This is a genomic window from Streptomyces sp. NBC_00090 (assembly GCF_045160815.1).
In the GTDB taxonomy this organism is placed as follows: Bacteria; Actinomycetota; Actinomycetes; order Streptomycetales; family Streptomycetaceae; genus Streptomyces.
Genome location: NZ_CP108224.1, coordinates 1,646,433 through 1,663,152 on the forward strand (window position 1 = coordinate 1,646,433; position 16,720 = coordinate 1,663,152).

General features: G+C 68.6%; 16 protein-coding genes and 1 pseudogene. 9 read left to right on the forward strand and 8 right to left on the reverse strand.

Annotation, left to right across the window (positions count from 1 at the left end; all coding sequences use genetic code 11):
* Nucleotides 1-11: 11 nt before the first annotated feature.
* From OG361_RS07125 to OG361_RS07135, 3 genes are read right to left on the reverse strand one after another with little or no spacing between them, the layout of a single operon-like run.
* Nucleotides 12-1,202 carry an amidohydrolase family protein gene (locus OG361_RS07125; protein WP_405852489.1) on the reverse strand — a complete coding sequence of 397 codons (1,191 nt, stop codon included), beginning with the start codon at nt 1,200-1,202 and terminating at the stop codon, nt 12-14.
* Nucleotides 1,203-1,234: 32 nt separating this feature from the next.
* Nucleotides 1,235-2,338 (reverse strand): MAB_1171c family putative transporter, encoded by a 1,104-nt coding sequence (locus OG361_RS07130; RefSeq protein ID WP_405852490.1) that lies wholly within the window; start codon nt 2,336-2,338, stop codon nt 1,235-1,237.
* A complete protein-coding gene (locus tag OG361_RS07135; RefSeq protein ID WP_383169930.1) occupies nt 2,339-2,785 on the reverse strand; it encodes a hypothetical protein in 447 nt (148 codons plus the stop codon). It abuts the gene before it with no gap.
* A 390-nt stretch (nt 2,786-3,175) separates the two neighbouring features.
* Here OG361_RS07135 and OG361_RS07140 point away from each other — a divergent pair.
* Together OG361_RS07140 and OG361_RS07145 are read left to right on the forward strand one after the other, a co-directional pair.
* Nucleotides 3,176-3,439: pseudogene (locus tag OG361_RS07140) on the forward strand (helix-turn-helix domain-containing protein); the annotation flags it as partial.
* Nucleotides 3,440-3,529: 90 nt separating this feature from the next.
* Nucleotides 3,530-3,985: a hypothetical protein gene (locus OG361_RS07145; protein WP_405862125.1), complete on the forward strand. Its 456-nt coding sequence runs from the start codon at nt 3,530-3,532 to the stop codon at nt 3,983-3,985.
* 103 nt (nt 3,986-4,088) lie between these two features.
* On the opposite strand, the gene OG361_RS07150 is transcribed toward OG361_RS07145, so the two are convergent.
* From OG361_RS07150 to OG361_RS07160, 3 genes are all read right to left on the reverse strand, one after another.
* Nucleotides 4,089-5,309, reverse strand: coding sequence for a damage-control phosphatase ARMT1 family protein (locus OG361_RS07150; RefSeq protein WP_405852491.1), 1,221 nt, complete (start codon nt 5,307-5,309; stop codon nt 4,089-4,091).
* Between the two features lie 60 nt (nt 5,310-5,369).
* Nucleotides 5,370-5,816 carry a hypothetical protein gene (locus tag OG361_RS07155; protein WP_405852492.1) on the reverse strand — a complete coding sequence of 149 codons (447 nt, stop codon included), beginning with the start codon at nt 5,814-5,816 and terminating at the stop codon, nt 5,370-5,372.
* 232 nt (nt 5,817-6,048) lie between these two features.
* Nucleotides 6,049-7,023 carry a hypothetical protein gene (locus OG361_RS07160; RefSeq protein WP_405852493.1) on the reverse strand — a complete coding sequence of 325 codons (975 nt, stop codon included), beginning with the start codon at nt 7,021-7,023 and terminating at the stop codon, nt 6,049-6,051.
* 325 nt (nt 7,024-7,348) lie between these two features.
* Between OG361_RS07160 and OG361_RS07165 the strand changes: the two genes are divergently transcribed.
* On the forward strand, nt 7,349-7,972 hold the full coding sequence (locus OG361_RS07165) for a nucleotidyltransferase domain-containing protein (protein ID WP_405852494.1): 624 nt from the start codon (nt 7,349-7,351) through the stop codon (nt 7,970-7,972).
* A gap of 210 nt (nt 7,973-8,182) precedes the next feature.
* Here OG361_RS07165 and OG361_RS07170 read toward each other — a convergent pair whose 3' ends face one another.
* Together OG361_RS07170 and OG361_RS07175 are read right to left on the reverse strand one after the other, a co-directional pair.
* Nucleotides 8,183-9,136, reverse strand: a complete 954-nt coding sequence (locus OG361_RS07170) for an FAD-dependent oxidoreductase (protein ID WP_405852495.1) — start codon at nt 9,134-9,136, stop codon at nt 8,183-8,185.
* 10 nt (nt 9,137-9,146) lie between these two features.
* Complete coding sequence (locus OG361_RS07175) at nt 9,147-10,592, reverse strand: carph-isopro domain-containing protein (RefSeq protein ID WP_405852497.1); 1,446 nt, start codon at nt 10,590-10,592, stop codon at nt 9,147-9,149.
* Between the two features lie 206 nt (nt 10,593-10,798).
* Here OG361_RS07175 and OG361_RS07180 point away from each other — a divergent pair, with 206 nt between their 5' ends.
* From OG361_RS07180 to OG361_RS07205, 6 genes are read left to right on the forward strand one after another with little or no spacing between them, the layout of a single operon-like run.
* Nucleotides 10,799-11,323 carry an ATP-binding protein gene (locus OG361_RS07180; RefSeq protein ID WP_405852499.1) on the forward strand — a complete coding sequence of 175 codons (525 nt, stop codon included), beginning with the start codon at nt 10,799-10,801 and terminating at the stop codon, nt 11,321-11,323.
* A gap of 44 nt (nt 11,324-11,367) precedes the next feature.
* Nucleotides 11,368-12,678: a glycosyltransferase family 4 protein gene (locus OG361_RS07185; protein WP_405852500.1), complete on the forward strand. Its 1,311-nt coding sequence runs from the start codon at nt 11,368-11,370 to the stop codon at nt 12,676-12,678.
* A complete protein-coding gene (locus OG361_RS07190) occupies nt 12,675-13,673 on the forward strand; it encodes a D-2-hydroxyacid dehydrogenase (protein ID WP_405852501.1) in 999 nt (332 codons plus the stop codon). Before OG361_RS07185 ends, OG361_RS07190 begins: the two co-directional genes overlap by 4 nt.
* Nucleotides 13,674-13,676: 3 nt before the next feature.
* Nucleotides 13,677-14,786, forward strand: coding sequence for a radical SAM protein (locus OG361_RS07195; protein WP_405852503.1), 1,110 nt, complete (start codon nt 13,677-13,679; stop codon nt 14,784-14,786).
* Nucleotides 14,786-15,904 carry a hypothetical protein gene (locus OG361_RS07200; protein WP_405852504.1) on the forward strand — a complete coding sequence of 373 codons (1,119 nt, stop codon included), beginning with the start codon at nt 14,786-14,788 and terminating at the stop codon, nt 15,902-15,904. Before OG361_RS07195 ends, OG361_RS07200 begins: the two co-directional genes overlap by 1 nt.
* A 16-nt stretch (nt 15,905-15,920) precedes the next feature.
* On the forward strand, nt 15,921-16,718 hold the full coding sequence (locus OG361_RS07205) for a radical SAM protein (RefSeq protein ID WP_405852505.1): 798 nt from the start codon (nt 15,921-15,923) through the stop codon (nt 16,716-16,718).
* Nucleotides 16,719-16,720: the final 2 nt, after the last annotated feature.

Below are 16,720 nucleotides of genomic sequence, written 5' to 3' on the forward strand. Positions count from 1 at the left end.
CCGCGTTTCTGTTACGCGCTCACGGCGGGCTCGTAGCGCCTGCCTGCCGCGATCACGGTCTTGACCGCCTTCAGGGCACCCAGGTCGGTGAGCGGGTCGCCCTCCACAACGAGGAGGTCTCCGCTGAATCCCGGGGTGAGTTGACCGGTCACGTCGGCCAGGCCCAGGGCGCGGGCCGCCTCCGAGGTGGCCATGGCGAGGATGCGGTGGGCGGGCACACCGAGGTGCTCGTAGAAGGCGAGGCTGGAGGGCAGCCCGTCGAAGCCGGACCGCTGCACACCGGCATCCGTGCCCGCGATCAGGCGAGCGCCGGCCTCGGCCATGCGGCGCACGGCGTCGAACATCGCCTCGGCCCGCTCGGCGCCGAAGATCTGGGGCAGCATCCGCCAGTGCGGGCTGACCGCGGGGCAGATGTGGATGCCCTTCTCGACGATCTGGGCGAGCACGTCCTCGCGGACCTCGAATCCGGTGGGCGTCATCCAGGTGCAGTGCTCGATGGTGTCCACTCCGGCCTCGACCGCGGCGACGATACCGTCGGTGCCGTGGGCGTGCGCGGCGACCGGGAGTCCGGCCTGGTGAGCCTCGTCGACGAGGGCCGCCAGCTCGTCCGGGGAGAACTGAGACTCCCAGCTCTTGGCGCCGCCCTTGGTGAGGCCACCACCGGTCTCCATGACCTTGATGACCTTGGCGCCGGCGGCGATGTTGCTCTTCACCAGGCTGCGGATCTCGTCGATGCCGGACACCTCACCCCCGAGGAACCAGCAGTGTCCTCCAGGCGGCGTGACGGGCGTGGCCGCCGAGACGATGTGCGGGCCGGCGACCGTCCCCGCGGCGATCTGCTCGCCCAGGCGCAACGCGAGGCCGTTCCGGTCGCCCAAGTCGCGGGCTGTCGTGACACCGATGCTCAGCAACTGTTCCGCGTGCGCCTTCATGTCACCGAACAGGGCCTCGTCATCCTGGTTCTGGAGCGTGGCGACGGGATCCTGGCCGGCATCGAAGCACAGGTGGACATGGGCGTCGATCAGTCCCGGAAGCACGGTCGCGCCGGGGAACGACAGGCGCGCCTCGTCGGGCCGGGCATGACGCTGCACTTCCTCGCGCGGGCCCACACAGGTGATGGTTCCCTCACGGACGAGGACGGCGCCGTCGGCGATGGCGCGGGCCTCGGGGCCAGCCAGGACGCGGTCTGCGGTGATCAGCATGCTCGTATCTCTTTCGCTCGTACTGGTGGGGGTCAGCTGCTCAGGCGCAGGGCGTCGGACATGGCGAGGAGCTCTTGCACGTCGGCCTCGCGGCTTCGTTGCGGTGGGATGGCCAGTGGCCTTGCCGGGGTGGGCCCGGCGGACGCGTGCTTGTGGGCGTGGACGGCATCGCGAAGTCGTCGCGCGAGTTGCTCGGCCCCGTCGTCGAACCCGGTGGCCGGCAGATGCGGGCCGATCTGCACCAGCCCGTCCCGACATTCGACGAGACGTCGGTGGTAACGGCGATGGACCCCGCGAGCTCGCCATCGGGCGCGCCAGGACAGCGAGTCGGTCGGAAGCACGAACTGCGGGAAGGCGTCGGCCATCAGCGTCCACAGTGGTTCGAGCCGGCGGTGCGCGCGGCGATGCCGGAACCACAGGCGGCAGCTTGAGAACCGTGTACGCACACCGGGATACGTGATGCCGAAGACGAAGAGCAGGATCGACACCACCAACAGCAGTGCCACCGCCGACATCAGCGCGCTGGACACCGACCCGCCGCCCCACCGGATCGCGACGATGACCGCACGGACCGCGCAGGCGACCGCCATAGCGGACATGCCTGCTCCCGCCACCCAGAGCCCGGTGGAGTGGGGCTTGGCGGACAAGCGGGCGTAGCGGCGGGTCCAACGGGCCGCCGTCGCCAGCGCGTACATGAGGTAAAGGCCGGCGACCAGGTAGAACACGGCTGCCTGCGGGATGTTCATGTCGGTGGTCGCGAAGCTCCCCACGAAGACCTCGTGGGGAACCGTCACGGCCGCACCGATGATGGTCGCGGCCACCAGGAGGACGAGGACACCCTCGCGACGGGCCCGACGCTTCCCGACTCGCTCGTCCGCGGCGGAGTACAGGTAGAAGCACATCAGGAAGTACACGGTGGCCAGCAGCAGCACGTTCTGCGCCAGCTTCGCCGCCCCGTGGCCGGCGACCGTGTCAAAGCCCGAGGCCCCACCCGGCATGGCCAGCGGGTACGAGAGCGCCGCACACACGAGGCACAGGGTGACGGACCGCAGGGGCTTGTCCTGGGGTGCCTTAGTCAGCTGGTACAGCTTCCACGCGACCGCGGCGACCAAGCCGAGGAGAAAGACGAGGGTCATCTACAGCCACCCCTGACGATCGCCGAGAGCCGCCTGCACCCGCCGCGCCGAGAGATCGTCGTTGCACTCCGCCGGCGTCACGTGGTCGAGCACTGAGGCCCACTCGCCGACGATCGTCGCGACCAGCTCGGCCTCCCGCTCCTCCTCCGTGTCGTAGGTGCACCGCTGGAGCGCGCGCTTGATCGCCCCTGTCCTGAGGCCGGGCAACAGGGCCTGCCACTGGTCCGCCGCGACGGCGGGTCCACGGTGGTCGGCCAGCATGTGCCCGACCTCGTGCAGCACGATGTGGTCCTGGTGAAGCGAGGTCGTCTCGCGTTGGAAGATGATCAGGTCGGCGGCGGGGGTCTCGAACCAGAGCCCCAACGGCCCGGGGGTCGGCAGCGGGTACGGCCGCAACTCGATGTGCCGCCCGCGGCTCCGCCCGAGCGCCTGGCACAGGTCGGGCACGCTCAGGGGCGGCCGGACATCGAGCGACCGCAGGAGCCGGCGGACCCTCTGCTCCAGGTCTCGGCCTCCGACACGGCCACTGCCGTACCGCTGCCGAAGGCCGGGACGGACTCGCGCCGCGCTGTTGCCGGATCTCTCGGACGCGCTGTGCGCTGAACCAGGTTGGGCTGTACGCCACCACATGGCCGGTAACCCCTCACTCATGCTGCGTTTGCAGTAGCCATCCTGCACAGGCACTTCCGCCACTCCGAGTGGCGCTAGCGGCAGCTGCGGGGCCCGCCACCCATCGAGCACATCAGGGTTGTGACCCCCCACACGCGCCATAATTGCATCGATCATTGGACATAATGACTCATTTCACGCACCCAAAGGGGAGTGAAGGAGCAGTACGTGGGTGACCGAGTCCACAATTCAGAAAGCCCCATTTCAGATGATCTTGGGCAGCTCTTAAGGCATTGGCGCGAGCGCTTGGATCACAGGCGCATTCCCGGTGTGGACGGCTCGCGAAGGCGGCTCAAACCAGGACTGACTCAGGCGGAGGTCGCCCACCTCACGGGAGTCGCCGAGTCCTGGTACCGGCAGCTGGAGGGCAACAGGCCGCGCCCAGTCTCCGAGGACTTCCTCCAGAGGCTGGCCATGACGTTGCGGCTCGACGAGGCCGAACGAGTGATCCTCTTCCAACTGTCCCTCGGTCGCACACCTCCGCCGACCAAACCACTCCCAGAACCGTGCGCAGATGCGAATATGCAGGCGGTCCTGGACGCACTCCTACCTCATCCCGCATACCTCTCGAACCTGCAGTGGGACATCCTCGCTCACAACCAGCCACAAGAGGACTGGTTCCCGTGGCTCCCGTACGAGCCGAACCTGATGCGCTTCGCGTTCCTCTTCCCGGAGGCACGCGAGCAGCTCGTCAACTGGCGGAGCGACTGGGCTGCCCCTTTCCTCGCCCAGATCCGCTACGCCATTGCCATGCACCCCGGCTCCGAGGAGCTGCTTCGTCTGCGTGACGACATCCTCGCGGGCAACAAGGACGCCCGGGAGCTGTGGGCCGAAAACAAGGCCCTGGTGCACCCCGACGGCGACGTGCGCCGGTTCCGGCTGCCCTACCACCGGGGTGAGGAGGTCCGCGTGCAGATCATGGCGTTCGCTCCGCTGCGCAACCAGAACCTGAGGGCGATCGTCCTGTTGCGGGTCTGACGTCACTCCGCCCCGCAGCGAGATGCCACCGTGGGGTGGTCGGGCTGAGCTGCCGGCCGCTCCAGGCATCGGAGCCATGTACAGGCGTTCTCCCCGCGCAGATCTACGGTCGCACTTGGATCAGCGCGTGAGTGCCGCTCGTACGCCAGGCAGCCCCGGCCCGTTCGAGGGCGTCCAGCATTCCCAGCTCCAGGCCGACGATGACGTCGGATTTCAGGGTCCGGAGCGCCGCAACAGCCCCGGGGAAGTAGGCCGTGCGCTCGGCGAAGGGCACGGTCGGGTTCCACAGTCGGTCGCCCACCAGGCGGCGGTAGTTGAGATCACCCTTCAGGATCGTGAGCGCGGTACCCGAGAACTCCTTCCCCAGGTCCTCAGGCATCTCCTCGTACCGCAGCGGAGCGCAGAAGAACGGGTGGGTGCGGACCTCCAGGCTTCCCGCGGCCATGGCTTTCCAGAGTCGGTCGCCGATCCGGCCTGCTTCGCCGGGTGCCTCGGTGAGGCGACGGAGGCAGTCGACCACGTCCGCGGTCATCCCGTCGGAGACGTAGTACGGGTAGGGCTTGACGTGAAGCACGACCTGCTCGGCGTGCCCGTGTTCGAGGAGGTGATCGATGAGGACGAGGTCGGAAATCAGCTCACGTCCCGCGTTGTCGGCCACCACGGCTACGGTGGCCGAGGTGCCAGCGGGCAGGAGCTGCCACAGCGTGGCGCTGTCATCGGCGACCAGCGCCGAGACTGCGGCGTCACCCACTGCCGACTCCCCCGCCGAGACCCGGAAGCCGAGGTCGGCTCGGTTGCCCCAGAGCGAGGCGTGCAGCAGGGCCGTAGCCCGTTCCTCGGCCGGAGCATCGGCGAGAGGGTCCAAGGCCCGCAGCTCCTCCTCCACCGCCTTGCCGCGCAGTTCGGCCTGCTTGAACGGCGCAAACGGATCAACTCCCTGCCATGAGCCGGTTCCGAAGTACCCGACTGCGCCAAGGAGCCTGCGATAGAAGTAGCTCTCCGCCCACAGGAACGGAGCGTCGTACCACGAGCGCCCGAAGTGCTCCTGCCCCCAGTCCGCCCAGCGCGCGTGCTCGTGTTCCGCGGGGCCGAGCGGCTCGATCACACCGTTGGTGATCTCGTCCAGCAGGGCATCGAGGGCCTCGTGCTGCCGGCGGCCGTACGGGGAGGCGTCTCGCACCTGCCGGATGAGGGCAGGGTGGCGCTTGGCCAGCACACCCCGGGCGAACGAGCCGGGCTCGTTACCCAGGACGACCGGAGCACCAACTGAGCCGGCATCGCGACCAGCCTCTTCGCCCGAGGCGCGGGAGCGCTTCTCTGTCATGATGCCCAAGCCTTTCGCATGTCGCTCACGTCGCCATGATCCCCAGAGACATGCTCACTGTCAGTCCAGCCCGCCGGTGGCTTCGAGGTGAGCGAAGAAGGTGGCCACGAGGCGGGGGCGGGGGACGTCGGGAACAATCGCGTCGGGCAGGTCGGCTTCAAGGCCCCACTCCGTATTGACGGTGATGCTGCTGCCTCCCGGGACGACGCTGTCCCACAGCCACTTAGCGAACTCCGCTGCGGCATGGGCCGTGCAGTCCTCGATGGCGATACCTTCCGGGGACCGCTTGGTGATGCCCTCCAGTTCCTCCTCGCCGAGCGTGATGCCGAAGTGCATGACGGACCCGCGCACGGGGCCTTCGTCCCCCTCATCGACACGGACGAACGTGTCCGTCTTCCGCTCGCGCAGCTTGGCCTCGATCCCCTCGTAGGTCAGGCCCCATGCGGAACCCTCAGCAGGGCCGAAGACGTACATGGTGCGGAGTCCGGCCAGTTCGGACGTGTCCACGCACTCGCTCCCTCATCGTGTGCTGCCGTTGGTCAAGGTACGTACCGGGCGAAGCCCTTGACGCCGTAGGCTGTCATCATCACGCGCCAATAGCCCAAAGAATCAGCGTTGTTGTGACCGTCTCTGCGCCCCCGCATCTCCTCAATTCACCCAGGAGCTTGATGTTCGGTACGCCCTTGTGGGAGATCGAGCGGGGCTCCCTCGCGCCCCAGCCTTGCCTGTCACGAGGTCGTCACCGTTTCCTGTAGGCGCGGAGCCGCGCACTATAGTCCGGCTCGTCGTCGCCGTCCGGTTCGTCGTCGCCATCGGGCTCGTATTCCTCATCTGGTTCGAACTCGTTGTAGTAGTCCTCGGGCGAAACGTCCACGTCGACGTCGCCTCCAAGGGGTACGACCAGCAGGTCAAGCTCCCCCAGCTCAAGGCGAAGGTCGCAGACAAAGCACCGAAAGATGCTGGGTGTCAGCACGACAGTCCACCTCTCTTCATCTACGGAGTTGTGACCCATCAACGAGCCCGGTGACGAGCACGCAGGACAGGCTGCCGACGCGGAGTACTCGCCGATGAACCCCGGAGTGGTCACGCGAGCAACGGTGGCCAGCACGAGCTCCCGATCCCTCTCGTTGATGTGTCCATACCGCTCCGCGAAGACGCGCCGGGCTCTGGCAAGCTTGCCCTCCAACCGAACACGAGCAGCTTCCACCTCCTCGCCGAGCAGCTTGTCGTGCAGCGCCTTGTAGTCACCCCAGTAGTCGGGCCCAATCGCAAGCTCAACAAGCAGCTGATCGATCACCGCAATGCAGTCGGTGAAGACCACGTTCACCTCTGCACGGTCGTGGTACCCGCAGTGGGCAACACCATTGCGTGCATCAGCAAGCGGCCAAACCTTGGGCTTCGGGGGGATCTTGCCTTTCAGAATCTTCTGCACTCGGTCATACGCCTCACCGAGTTGGATCGTCTTGACCTGAGACCCCCGAACCTGAAGGAGCGCGCCGTGCCCCGCGGCGTAGAGCATCGAATTGAAGTCCCTGCCGTCGACTATCAGCGTCGGGTGCAGCCTGACGAGGAACGCCTTCAGGAGATGCTCGGTGGCCACACCCGCGTGATGGACCGCCATGTCTTCCGAGGGCGGCCCATCAGAAAGGGCCGCGAACGCGGCGGTCATCCACTTGCGCGAGGAACCTGCGAGCCGTTCTGCGTCCATATGCATGAGATGGACAGTAGAGGTCGATGCCCGGCGTGGGACAGCGATCATGGAACCTGGGAACTCGTAAACGGATCACGGGCGGGTCTTTCTGAGGCATCTCCAGCAGATGTGGCTGCACGCCAACGAGACCAAGGCGTCGTGGAGCTCGGATCGTCATTCCCAGACGGCTGGTGGAGCAGGGCGAATGACTGGTCCAGGACGTAGCGGATCCCTCCCAGGCCCTTGATGTTGGGGCGCCCCTGCGGGGGATCACCGGCAGGGTCCGCGAGACCCCCGACCCGCAGCCGGCCTTGGCTTTCACCTGTCGGGTAACTGGCAGTATGGGCGGGTGAGTGCTGAGGTGTTGAGACGCTGGGTGCCGGATCGTCCCGAGGATGTGGCCACGATTTTCGCCGAGGCGGACTTCCCGTGGTGGATCGCCGGTGGTTACGCGATCGAACTCGCGGTCGGACGCGAGCTGCGCGCACACAGCGATCTCGACGTCCTGGTCCTCCGGCGTGACCAGGCCCGCGTACGGGAACTGCTGGCCAGCTGGGACCTGTACGTGGCGGACCCGCCCGGCCAGGGGAAACTGAGAGCGTGGCGTCCTGGAGAGATCCTTCGGCAGCCGCTCCACGACATCTGGTGCCGGCGAAAGCCGGAGGCGCCCTGGTCGGTGCAGCTCATGCTGGACGAGGCTGACAGCAGCCACTGGGTCTCGCGGCGAGACCCAGCGATCCGGCTACCGATCGACCAGCTCGGGCGGACGAACGAGACGGGCATCCCCTATCTCGCGCCCGAGGTGCAGCTCTTCTACAAGGCGAAGTCGACCCGAGACAAGGACGAGGCGGACTTCGAAGCGGCACTGCCGTTGCTCGATGCTCCGGCGCGCGCCTGGCTGGCGGACGCGATCACCATGATCGCGCCCGACCACCCCTGGCTCCGGCGGCTCCTGCCGATCAGCCGAACGTGAGCTGCAGAACGTCGTAGAGGTCGGGATCCCGGGGCCGTGTCATCGTGGGCGACGTGACCTCCATAATCAGCAGTTCGCCGGGGACTGACCCTTGGCGCTGAGGAAGTGGTTGGTCCCGGTCACACATATCGGTGCTGGCGAAGATGATGCACAGTCGCCCTCAACGCCGCACGTCCAGCTCGACTCAGCCGTAGTCCTTCGAACGCTCCGTCACTGGGCGATCAGCAACCCACCAGTTTCTTCCGCGCATCCCCACGACAGCGTGACGCCGGCGCCTCCGTGCCCGTAGTTGTGCACGACCACATGGCCGTCCCCCTGCAGCTCCGCCTCCACACGGACCATGGCACGGGTCGGCCGGGCACCGATTCGGTGTTCCAAGACGCGTGACTCGGCAAGACGAGGTTCGACCTCGGTACAGCGGGCCAGGATGCTGGCCGCCGCCTTGTCGTCGGGGCCGAGGTCGCCTTCGGCGTCGATGGCGGTGCCGCCCAGGACGACGGTGTCGCCGTGGGGATAGAAGCACAGCAGGTCCGGCGAGAGGCCGGTGTCCTCGGAGAAGAACTCGGTCAGCCCCGGGTTGGTGACGACGACGTGCTGGCCGCGGATGGGCTGAAGGTCCGGGTCCGGGACCAAGTCCTTGGCGCCCAGTCCGGCGCAGTTGACGATCACGGGGGCCGGGCCGGCGTCCGTGAGCGAGTCCAGGCGTCGCCGCTCGACCGTTCCTCCAGCAACATCGAGCCGGCGCAGGAGGTAGTCGAGGTAAGCGGGCATGTCGATGAGTGGCACGGTGAACCGGTAGCCCGCAGTGAAGCCAGTCGGCAGTTCGGCCGGCTCGCACGGCCGGAAGCCGGGCAGAGTAGTGGCCCAGTCCGGCGGGGCCTCGGCCGTGCGGGACGCCTCGATGCCGCTGGTGAGCCGGACACCCGTAGACGGGTCCTCCGCCAGCTTCCGAAAGATCTCCAGGGACCGCTGCCCCCACTGGTCGACCTTGTCCTTCGGCTCGACCAGGTACGGCCCCCACATCGCCCCCGCCGCCAGCGACGTGACGCCCGGCACCTGCTCGGCGATCACATGCACCGTGGCTCCCGCCTCGGCGAGAACGACGGCGGTGGTGAGCCCTGCCACCCCAGCCCCGACAACGACAACACGCTCCCCTGCGGTCATGATCCTGACCCTAACGGCCAGGTGGCGTCGACGGTGCGTGTTCGGCGAGGGCGTGCTCCAGGGACGGCAGGAAGCTGCGCACGTGGGAGTTGCGCTGTCGACGGCGCAGGTCTGCGGCGAGCTGGTGGAGCAGGGCCGCACTGCGAGGCGACCGCACCACGTCGAGCCGGTCGGCAGCGATCTGGCCGATCTCGCAGGCCGCCTCCAGGTCACCGTGAGCACTGTGTCCCAAGGCCAGCCAAGCCCCCTCGAACAGAGCCCTGCGCTGGCTGGGGTCGCCGCGCGGGACGTCATACGCTCCAGAGCGGAGCATCTCCGAACCTTGGGCGAGGAACCGTCGTCCCCTCGTTCCGCCGTCTGCCTTCAGCTGTGCGCGGCCCATCTGAACGAGGCCGTAACCGGCCTGGCAGTCCAGGTGGTTGTCGGTGAGGAAGTACATCCAGCGAGGCTCCTCTTGGCTACCGTCCCGGCTGGCGATCAGGTCGCGGGCGGCTCCGCGGGTGTGGGCGAAGTCGTTGTCACGGCCTGCGGCTGCGTACGCGTAGGCAAGTCGCGACAGGACGGATGCCCGGACGGCCGGCGGGGCAGCGTCGCTGGCGCGGCGGGCGGCCTCGCCGAGGGCGATGGCGTCCGCGGGGTGCCCCCGGCTCGCCGCCTGGAAAGAGAGGTCGCCGAGGATGTGGGCGCAAAGAGGCAGGTCGTTGACCTGGTGTGCTGCCCGCAGCGCGGTGGCGAAGTAGCGCTGCGCCAGGCCGTGATCGGCGGCGTCGAAGGCCATCCAGCCGGCCAGCTGGCCGATCTCCGCGAGCGCGCGGATGAGGCGGCTCGCGACGGCGGGAGCGTGACCGCCTTCTCGGATCAGCAGCCCGACCGCACGGAACTGGGCACCCACATAAGGGAGGTGACGTGCCCCTCCGTGTTCGTCGTCGAGCGCGGAGAGCATGGGCAGGTGCTGTTCGACCTGGTCCACGAGCGGATCGGCGCCCACAGACGGCGTGATCCGGGGCGCGTACTGACCGCGCCCCGCGGTGCCGTCGAGGTACTGGGCGACGATCGCGAGAAGCCCCGCACCCGAGATCGCGAGGAACCGGCGTCGGTCGACGAGCCCTCCCATCACCCAGTCCTCCACGATCGCCTCCATACCCTGCACGGTCCAGGGCCGCGCGAGATCCGTGTCCGCAGGAACGAGGGCTGAGGAGTCGCCCACGCGGCTCTGCCAGAGTTCGGTCACCGAGACAGGTCTACCCAGTTCCTGGGAGAGCACGTAGGCGGCCATCATCGGTAACGGCGAGCGCGGCAGTGAGCCGGAGTCCCGCCAGTGGTACGGGGCCGATTCGGCCACCGTCCCTGCTCCGAACACCCTGTTGAGCTTGCGAGCAAGCGCCTTGGGACTCCATCCGAGTTCGTCCAGGCACCCCGCCAGTACATCGTTGGGTTGCCCTGCCTGCGATGCCACGTGCGACCACCTCTTGCCCCAGTGGTTCATCCATCACTTCTCGCGCCCCCTCATGGTGACGCCCTCGGACGGCTGATTCACCTCCTTCTCAAGGAAGTTGACCGAGTTGACCCGTTGATCGGGTCCTGCGCGACCCGCCTCCTCCGGTGTTCTTGGATCCCGGCGGAAGGCGCCGCCCTCGGTGCCGACGGAGAAAGAGGTGGGCCTTGAGACACCGCACGAGCACCTCCCGAAGCCGTCTCGGCAGTGTGCTGGACCACGACACCGAGCGTCCGGCCTGCGTCCCGGGGCACGGGCACACCGACGACGGCGGCGCGACCACGCTGATCACGGATCTGCCGTACGGGCCGAAGGCGGCCGAGGTCGCCCGGGACGCTGTGGCCGTAGCACTCCACGGCACCGAAGCGGACCTGCTCGATGACGCCCGTCTGATCACGTCGGAGCTCGCGACGAACGCGTTCGCCTCGGGCAGGCCGCCTCTGGTGCTGTGCGTCGACCTCCGGAGTCAGACCGCCGGCGGCCTGGAGGTCGAGATCACGGTCACCGACGGCGGCTGTTCTGACCCCGCGCCCTCCTCTCCTCCGGCTTCCGAGGAGGAGGCCGAGTCGGGACGAGGGCTGGTCATCGTCGAGGCCTTGGCCGATGCCTGGTCGCTGACGACCGGTACCCACGGCACCCGTGCTTGGTGCCGACTCACACGCGGCCGCCTCTCGACCGACGGCACCCATTGATGTCCACGCCCGCGACACCCCGTCTTCGAAGGAGGCACCACACGGTGCGCATCGATCATGCGACTCCACCACCCCCGCCCACGGCCGTACCGGAGCTGGTCCGCCAGCCCCGTGTCGTCGTCGCGCTCCACGAGGGCTTCTACGGCGCGGCGTCGGGTACGGGCTTCAGTAATCGCGCCTTCCTCACGGCCCTCGCCCGCCTGCTGCCGCCGGGCCGCCTCTCCGTCATCACCCCGCACGTGCCGGAGACAGCGGGAGCACACGACCGGCGTTGGGCCAGCGAGGTCCAGCAGATGCTGCGGCAGGCCGAGGCCGACGTCATCACGCTCCCGGAGGTCCAAGCGGCGCCGGACTCGATCCACGGCTCCGTACAGCTGTGCGACCTGGCAGGCGAGGCTGCGGTACGCATCGCTGATCGAGCGAGCCGGTGCCTTCTCATCGGCCTCGACATCCCGTTCCTCGGGCTGGCTCCCTACGCGTCGCCGTCCATGGACCTGCTGCTCGTGCCTCGCTCCACGACCGCCCTGACGAGGCCCAAGGACATGTCCCGAGTCCGATGGGAGCGGGACGCCCTGCGGGCGGCGACGGTCCGAGGCGGGCGGATCGGCGCTATCTCAACCCACATGCGAGGCCACCTCGTCGTAAGCTACGCCGTCCCACGGGCAAGCATCGTGAGCATCCCGAACGGGCTGATCCCGGAGGAGATGACCAGGCCGGCGAATGTGCCGCCCCTGCCCTTCAACGCCCGGGCGGGATTCCTTCTGGCTATGGGACGCGCCGTGCCCAGCAAGGGGTTCGAGGACCTCTTGGAGGCCCTGGACGTTCTGAGGGCGCGTGGGATCCGCGTTCCGCACCTGGTGCTGGCGGCCGTGACCTCGGAGGATCACGAGCGCCCGACGGAGTACCAGGAGGACCTGGCCGCAACCATCCGCGTGTACGGCTTGGACACGACGTTGATCACCCGCTTCACTCCCGCCATACGCGCCTGGCTGCACAGCCCGGCACTGCGTGCGGTCATCGTTCCTTCGCGTGAGGAGCCATTCGGGCGGATACCCCTGGAGGCGTTCGCGGCAGGCGCCGGCCCGGTCGTCGCCACCACCGCGGGCGGACTGGCCCAGACCGTCGTCGAGGGTGAGACCGGATTCACCGCCGCGCCACGGGACTCCAGGTCCCTGGCTTCCGCCATTCACCGCGCCCTCACCTCCCTGCCCCGAGAACGCGAGCGGCTCCGGAACGCCGGGGCGGCCTTGGTGCGCTCGCGCCACGACTACGGGGCCAGCATCGGCTCCGTCATCGGTCGTATCGCTCCGTGGGCCCTTGCGCCATCGCCCACCGCAGAGGACAGGGTCCGATGAGCCGCCCAGTGGTGCTGATCAGTCTGGAGTCCCCACACTCCTTCTGGCGGCTGTCCGCCGAGCACGAGCAGGCGCTCGCTGCCGCCTTCCCGAACGTCGAGTTCCGTACGGCGACCGAGGAGGTCGTCCCGCACCAGCTCGCCGAGGCACACGTCTACTTCGGCTGGACGTTCAAACCGTCGTGGCTGTTCGGCGCACCTCACCTGAGGTGGATCGCCTCCCCGGCCGCCGGCACCGATCATCTGCCCGTCGCCGGGGCTCACTCCGTCGGGGTGGCGCTGACCCGCTCGTACGGGTTCCACGGCAGGCCCATGGCCGAGCACGCCATGGGGATGGTCCTGGGCTTCTCACGCGGGTTGTTCATGAGCCAGCTCGCCCAGCGGAACCGGACCTGGTGGAAGGACGACCTGGCCGAGGAGTTCTTCGACCTGGCGGGGGCGACGATGACCATCGTCGGCTGCGGCAGCATCGGCGAACACCTCGCTCGTGCGGCCCGCTCCTTCGGCATGGACGTCATCGGCGTACGGCGGACACCGCCTGTGACCGCCGAGAGCGGGATCACGTGGATGCACACGTCGGCGGTGCACCAAGCGGTCGCCGTCGCCGACGTGGTGGTCGATCTGCTGCCCGCCACCCGGGCCACCGACCGCTTCTTCGACCACGACCTCTTCACCGCCTTCAAGCCGAAGTCCGTCTTCCTCAACCTCGGCCGCGCGGCGACCGTCGACCAGGCGGCGCTCCTAGCCGCCCTCAACGCCGGCCGCCTTCGCGGCGCCGCCCTGGATGTCTTCGACCCGAAACCGCTGCCCGCCCGCCATCCGCTGCGGCTCCACCCCCGGGTCGTCCTCACGCCGAAGAGCTCCACGCTCAGCCGCAGGTACATGGACGAGGCGGTCGCGTTCTTCGCCGACAACCTGTGCCGCTACCTCACCGACCAGCCGCTTAACGGCCTGGCCGAGGTACCCGTTGCCCGCTCTCCCTTCGTAGGAGGCTGACCGATGCCCACCACGCGCCACCACGACCTCGCCGCCGCCTTCGCCGCGACCGGCCGCAACCACCCCTACCTGGCCTTCACCCTGAACTCGCTCTGCAACCTGGACTGCGTGTTCTGCAAGCCACGCTGCATGCCGGACTACGGGCACAAGGACCGTCCCCTGACCGCCTCCGACTACGCGGCCATCGCCGCCGAGGCCGGTGCCTGGAAGGTCAAGAAGGCTCACTGCTCCGGCGGCGAGCCGACCCTCCGGGCGGACATCCTCGACGTGATCGCGGGCCTCGCCGACGGCCTCGGGCCCGACGCCGCGATCGGCATGACCAGCCACGGCAACCTGCGCCGCGGCCTGAGCGTCGAAAAGCTCCACCGCGCCGGCCTGACGTACCTCAACCTCAGCCTCCACAGCCTCAACCCCACCCGATCCGCCGAGATCATGGGCGGTGGCGACCCACGCAGCACCCGGCGCACCCTCGACACGGCTCTCTCCCTCGGCCTGCGAGTGAAGATCAACTGCGTTCTCCAGCGCACCTACCTGGACGACGCCTTCGCCGTGGCCGAGCTCGCCCGCGACCTGCCCATCGCCGTCCGCCTGATCGAGCTCCAGAACATCGGCCCCGCGCAGGCGCTGTTCGAGACCGAGTTCATCAGCGAGGCGGAGGTCCGCTACCGTCTCCACGAGTGGTTCGCGAACGCCGGCGAGGTACGCAGGGACGAACTCGGGGTACGCAGCCCCGGGCAGTACCTGCGCCCTGGCGGCTGGGCCGGTTCGATCGGCTTCATCTCCAACTCCAGCTGCGCCACCTGCTCCGACGCCAACCGCATCAAAATCACGCCCACGGGCGTTGCCCGCCCCTGCATCCTCCACAACCATGACATCCCCCTGAAGCCCCACCTCGCCGACGCCACCCTCGGCGATGCCTTCGCGCACCTCTTCCAGGCAATGCTCGACCGCAACACCAACGGCGCGTGGCAGGGCTTCCACTACGTCGACTACGACCTGCGCTGGGACCGGATGGAGCGCCCCGAAGGCACCCCGGTCCTGCCCCTGCTCCCCCTCCTCACCACGAACGCGGCCCAGCCCGCTTGCTCCCGCGCCTCCACTGGAGAGCGGTGATGGTCATGGTTGAGGCGCCGCCCCTGTACCCGGGGCTCGGAGCGCTGTACGAACGCGAGCTGAACGCCCACGGCATCGGCGCGGTGATGCTCACCCACAAGTGGCAGCCAGCCGACCTGCTGGCTCCCCACTCCGACATCGACGTACGGGTGCTCCTCTCCCAGGCCCCGGCCGACTGGGAGGAGTGGAACCACCGCCTGGCCGCCGCGCACACCGCCGCGGTCGGCCGGGAGGTCTCCCACCGGCGTCTCCTGGAGCACCCGCCCGGCTTCGCGTTCACCGTGGCCGAGGCGGACGACCGGCTCGTCTCCGCGCCCGAGCTCGCGACCTGGTCGCTGATCAGCGGGAGCGCCCGGGACTTCCAGCGCTGGAAGTCCCGGGCACAGATGGCTCCGTGGTGCGAGGTCGACGAGCGGTTCTACCGGGGAATCCTCCACGGGCGGCTGGACGGCAGGTACCAACTGGCGGCGGACAGCACCGACAACGTGGTCGAGGACATCGCCGCGTACCGGCGCCACTGCGTGGCCTGGCACTACCTCGCCCCGTGCTGGTTCGCCGCAGCCGCGCTCGCGACACGGACCCGCTGCCCCGGCAAGACGGCCGCCCTCACCCAGTGGCGGCCGGACGGGCTGGACGGGTACGCCGACCTGTTCCTCGGGCACGCCGCAGACCGACCCGATGCCCGTCCGCGGAGTCCGCGTCACCTGCTCCGCACCGCCCATGTCGCCCTAGAGGCTGCGATGCGCCGTGTTCCCGACGCGGCCAGCACTGCCAGCAGGATCGAGGAGCGGGCCCGTACCGACTGGGTGATGACCGCCGGGATGCTCCGTGTCCGTGTCGCCCGCTGGCTGTACTACCTCGACCCGCCGCCCGGCGTGGCGACCGACTACCTGATCCGGCGTGAGGCGAAGGAACTCCGAGCCGCCGCGCAGACCCTGAACGCGCTCGCGGAGGACGAGAGCACCCCCGCCCAGCGGCTGGCCGCCCGGATGGTGGCACTGATCCCCACCGGACCGACCACCGCCGGCACCCTGCGCGCGACCCTCGCGCTCTGGCACCGGCAGAAGTCCACCGTGCAGGACTTCCTCAGCCTCACCCCCGCTGACGTCCACCCCTGACACAAGGAGTCCAGCCATGCACGCGCGTGCGCCCCTGCCCCGCGCCCTGAAAACGGCGAAGATCAAGATCACGACGAAGTGCAACCGGTCATGCGACTTCTGCATCTTCGCCGACGGCGCCCAGGGCGAGAACATGTCCATGGAGCTGTTCTCCACCATCCTGGCCCGGCTGGAGACCATCCCCTTCCAGCAGCTGCACATCAACGGCGGCGAGCCCACCGTGCACCGGGACTTCCCCGCCCTCAGCGACGCGGCCCGCACCCGCCTGCCTGACAAGGTCATGGTTCTGGGCACGAACGCCATCACCCTGGCCCGCAACAAGCGGATCATGGAGGCCACTCTCCGCTCGTACGACCAAGTCCTCATCGGCTGCGACGACGAGCACGAGAACTACGACGAGGTCCATGCCGTCGTTCCCCGCCTTCGCGAGGCAGGCAAGACCGTGGTCATCAACAGCGTCCTGGAAGGCATCAGTTCCACCCGCCTCACGCAGCTCGCGATGCTGTGCGACAGGTACGACGCCATCCACGTCACCAACCACGTGCACCACGTCGATGTCGGCCAGCCGGCGAACAAGCTGCGCGGCATCTGCGACCGCTACCTCGACCAGCACCTGATGATCGAGATGGACGGCTCCTGCTACCGCTGCTTCAACGCCATGGCGAAGGACGACAGCGAGTTCAGCATCTGGGACGAGGCCTTCGAGGCCAAGGTGTTCGCGCCGCGCGGCCACCACTTCCGGTTCTGCCTGCGCTGCCACGAGTACACCGACTCCGGCGCCGCCCTCCTCCCTGCCCCGGCCCTCACCGTCTGACT

Excerpts from the sequence above, each read along its gene's own strand:
- OG361_RS07160 (WP_405852493.1), bottom strand. The coding sequence starts at position 7,023 with ATGCATATGGACGCAGAACGGCTCGCAGGTTCCTCGCGCAAGTGGATG.
- OG361_RS07130 (WP_405852490.1), bottom strand. The coding sequence starts at position 2,338 with ATGACCCTCGTCTTTCTCCTCGGCTTGGTCGCCGCGGTCGCGTGGAAG.
- OG361_RS07150 (WP_405852491.1), bottom strand. The coding sequence starts at position 5,309 with ATGACAGAGAAGCGCTCCCGCGCCTCGGGCGAAGAGGCTGGTCGCGAT.
- OG361_RS07125 (WP_405852489.1), bottom strand. The coding sequence starts at position 1,202 with ATGCTGATCACCGCAGACCGCGTCCTGGCTGGCCCCGAGGCCCGCGCC.
- OG361_RS07145 (WP_405862125.1), top strand. The coding sequence starts at position 3,530 with ATGCAGGCGGTCCTGGACGCACTCCTACCTCATCCCGCATACCTCTCG.
- OG361_RS07205 (WP_405852505.1), top strand. The coding sequence starts at position 15,921 with ATGCACGCGCGTGCGCCCCTGCCCCGCGCCCTGAAAACGGCGAAGATC.
- OG361_RS07170 (WP_405852495.1), bottom strand. The coding sequence starts at position 9,136 with ATGACCGCAGGGGAGCGTGTTGTCGTTGTCGGGGCTGGGGTGGCAGGG.
- OG361_RS07195 (WP_405852503.1), top strand. The coding sequence starts at position 13,677 with ATGCCCACCACGCGCCACCACGACCTCGCCGCCGCCTTCGCCGCGACC.
- OG361_RS07200 (WP_405852504.1), top strand. The coding sequence starts at position 14,786 with ATGGTCATGGTTGAGGCGCCGCCCCTGTACCCGGGGCTCGGAGCGCTG.
- OG361_RS07190 (WP_405852501.1), top strand. The coding sequence starts at position 12,675 with ATGAGCCGCCCAGTGGTGCTGATCAGTCTGGAGTCCCCACACTCCTTC.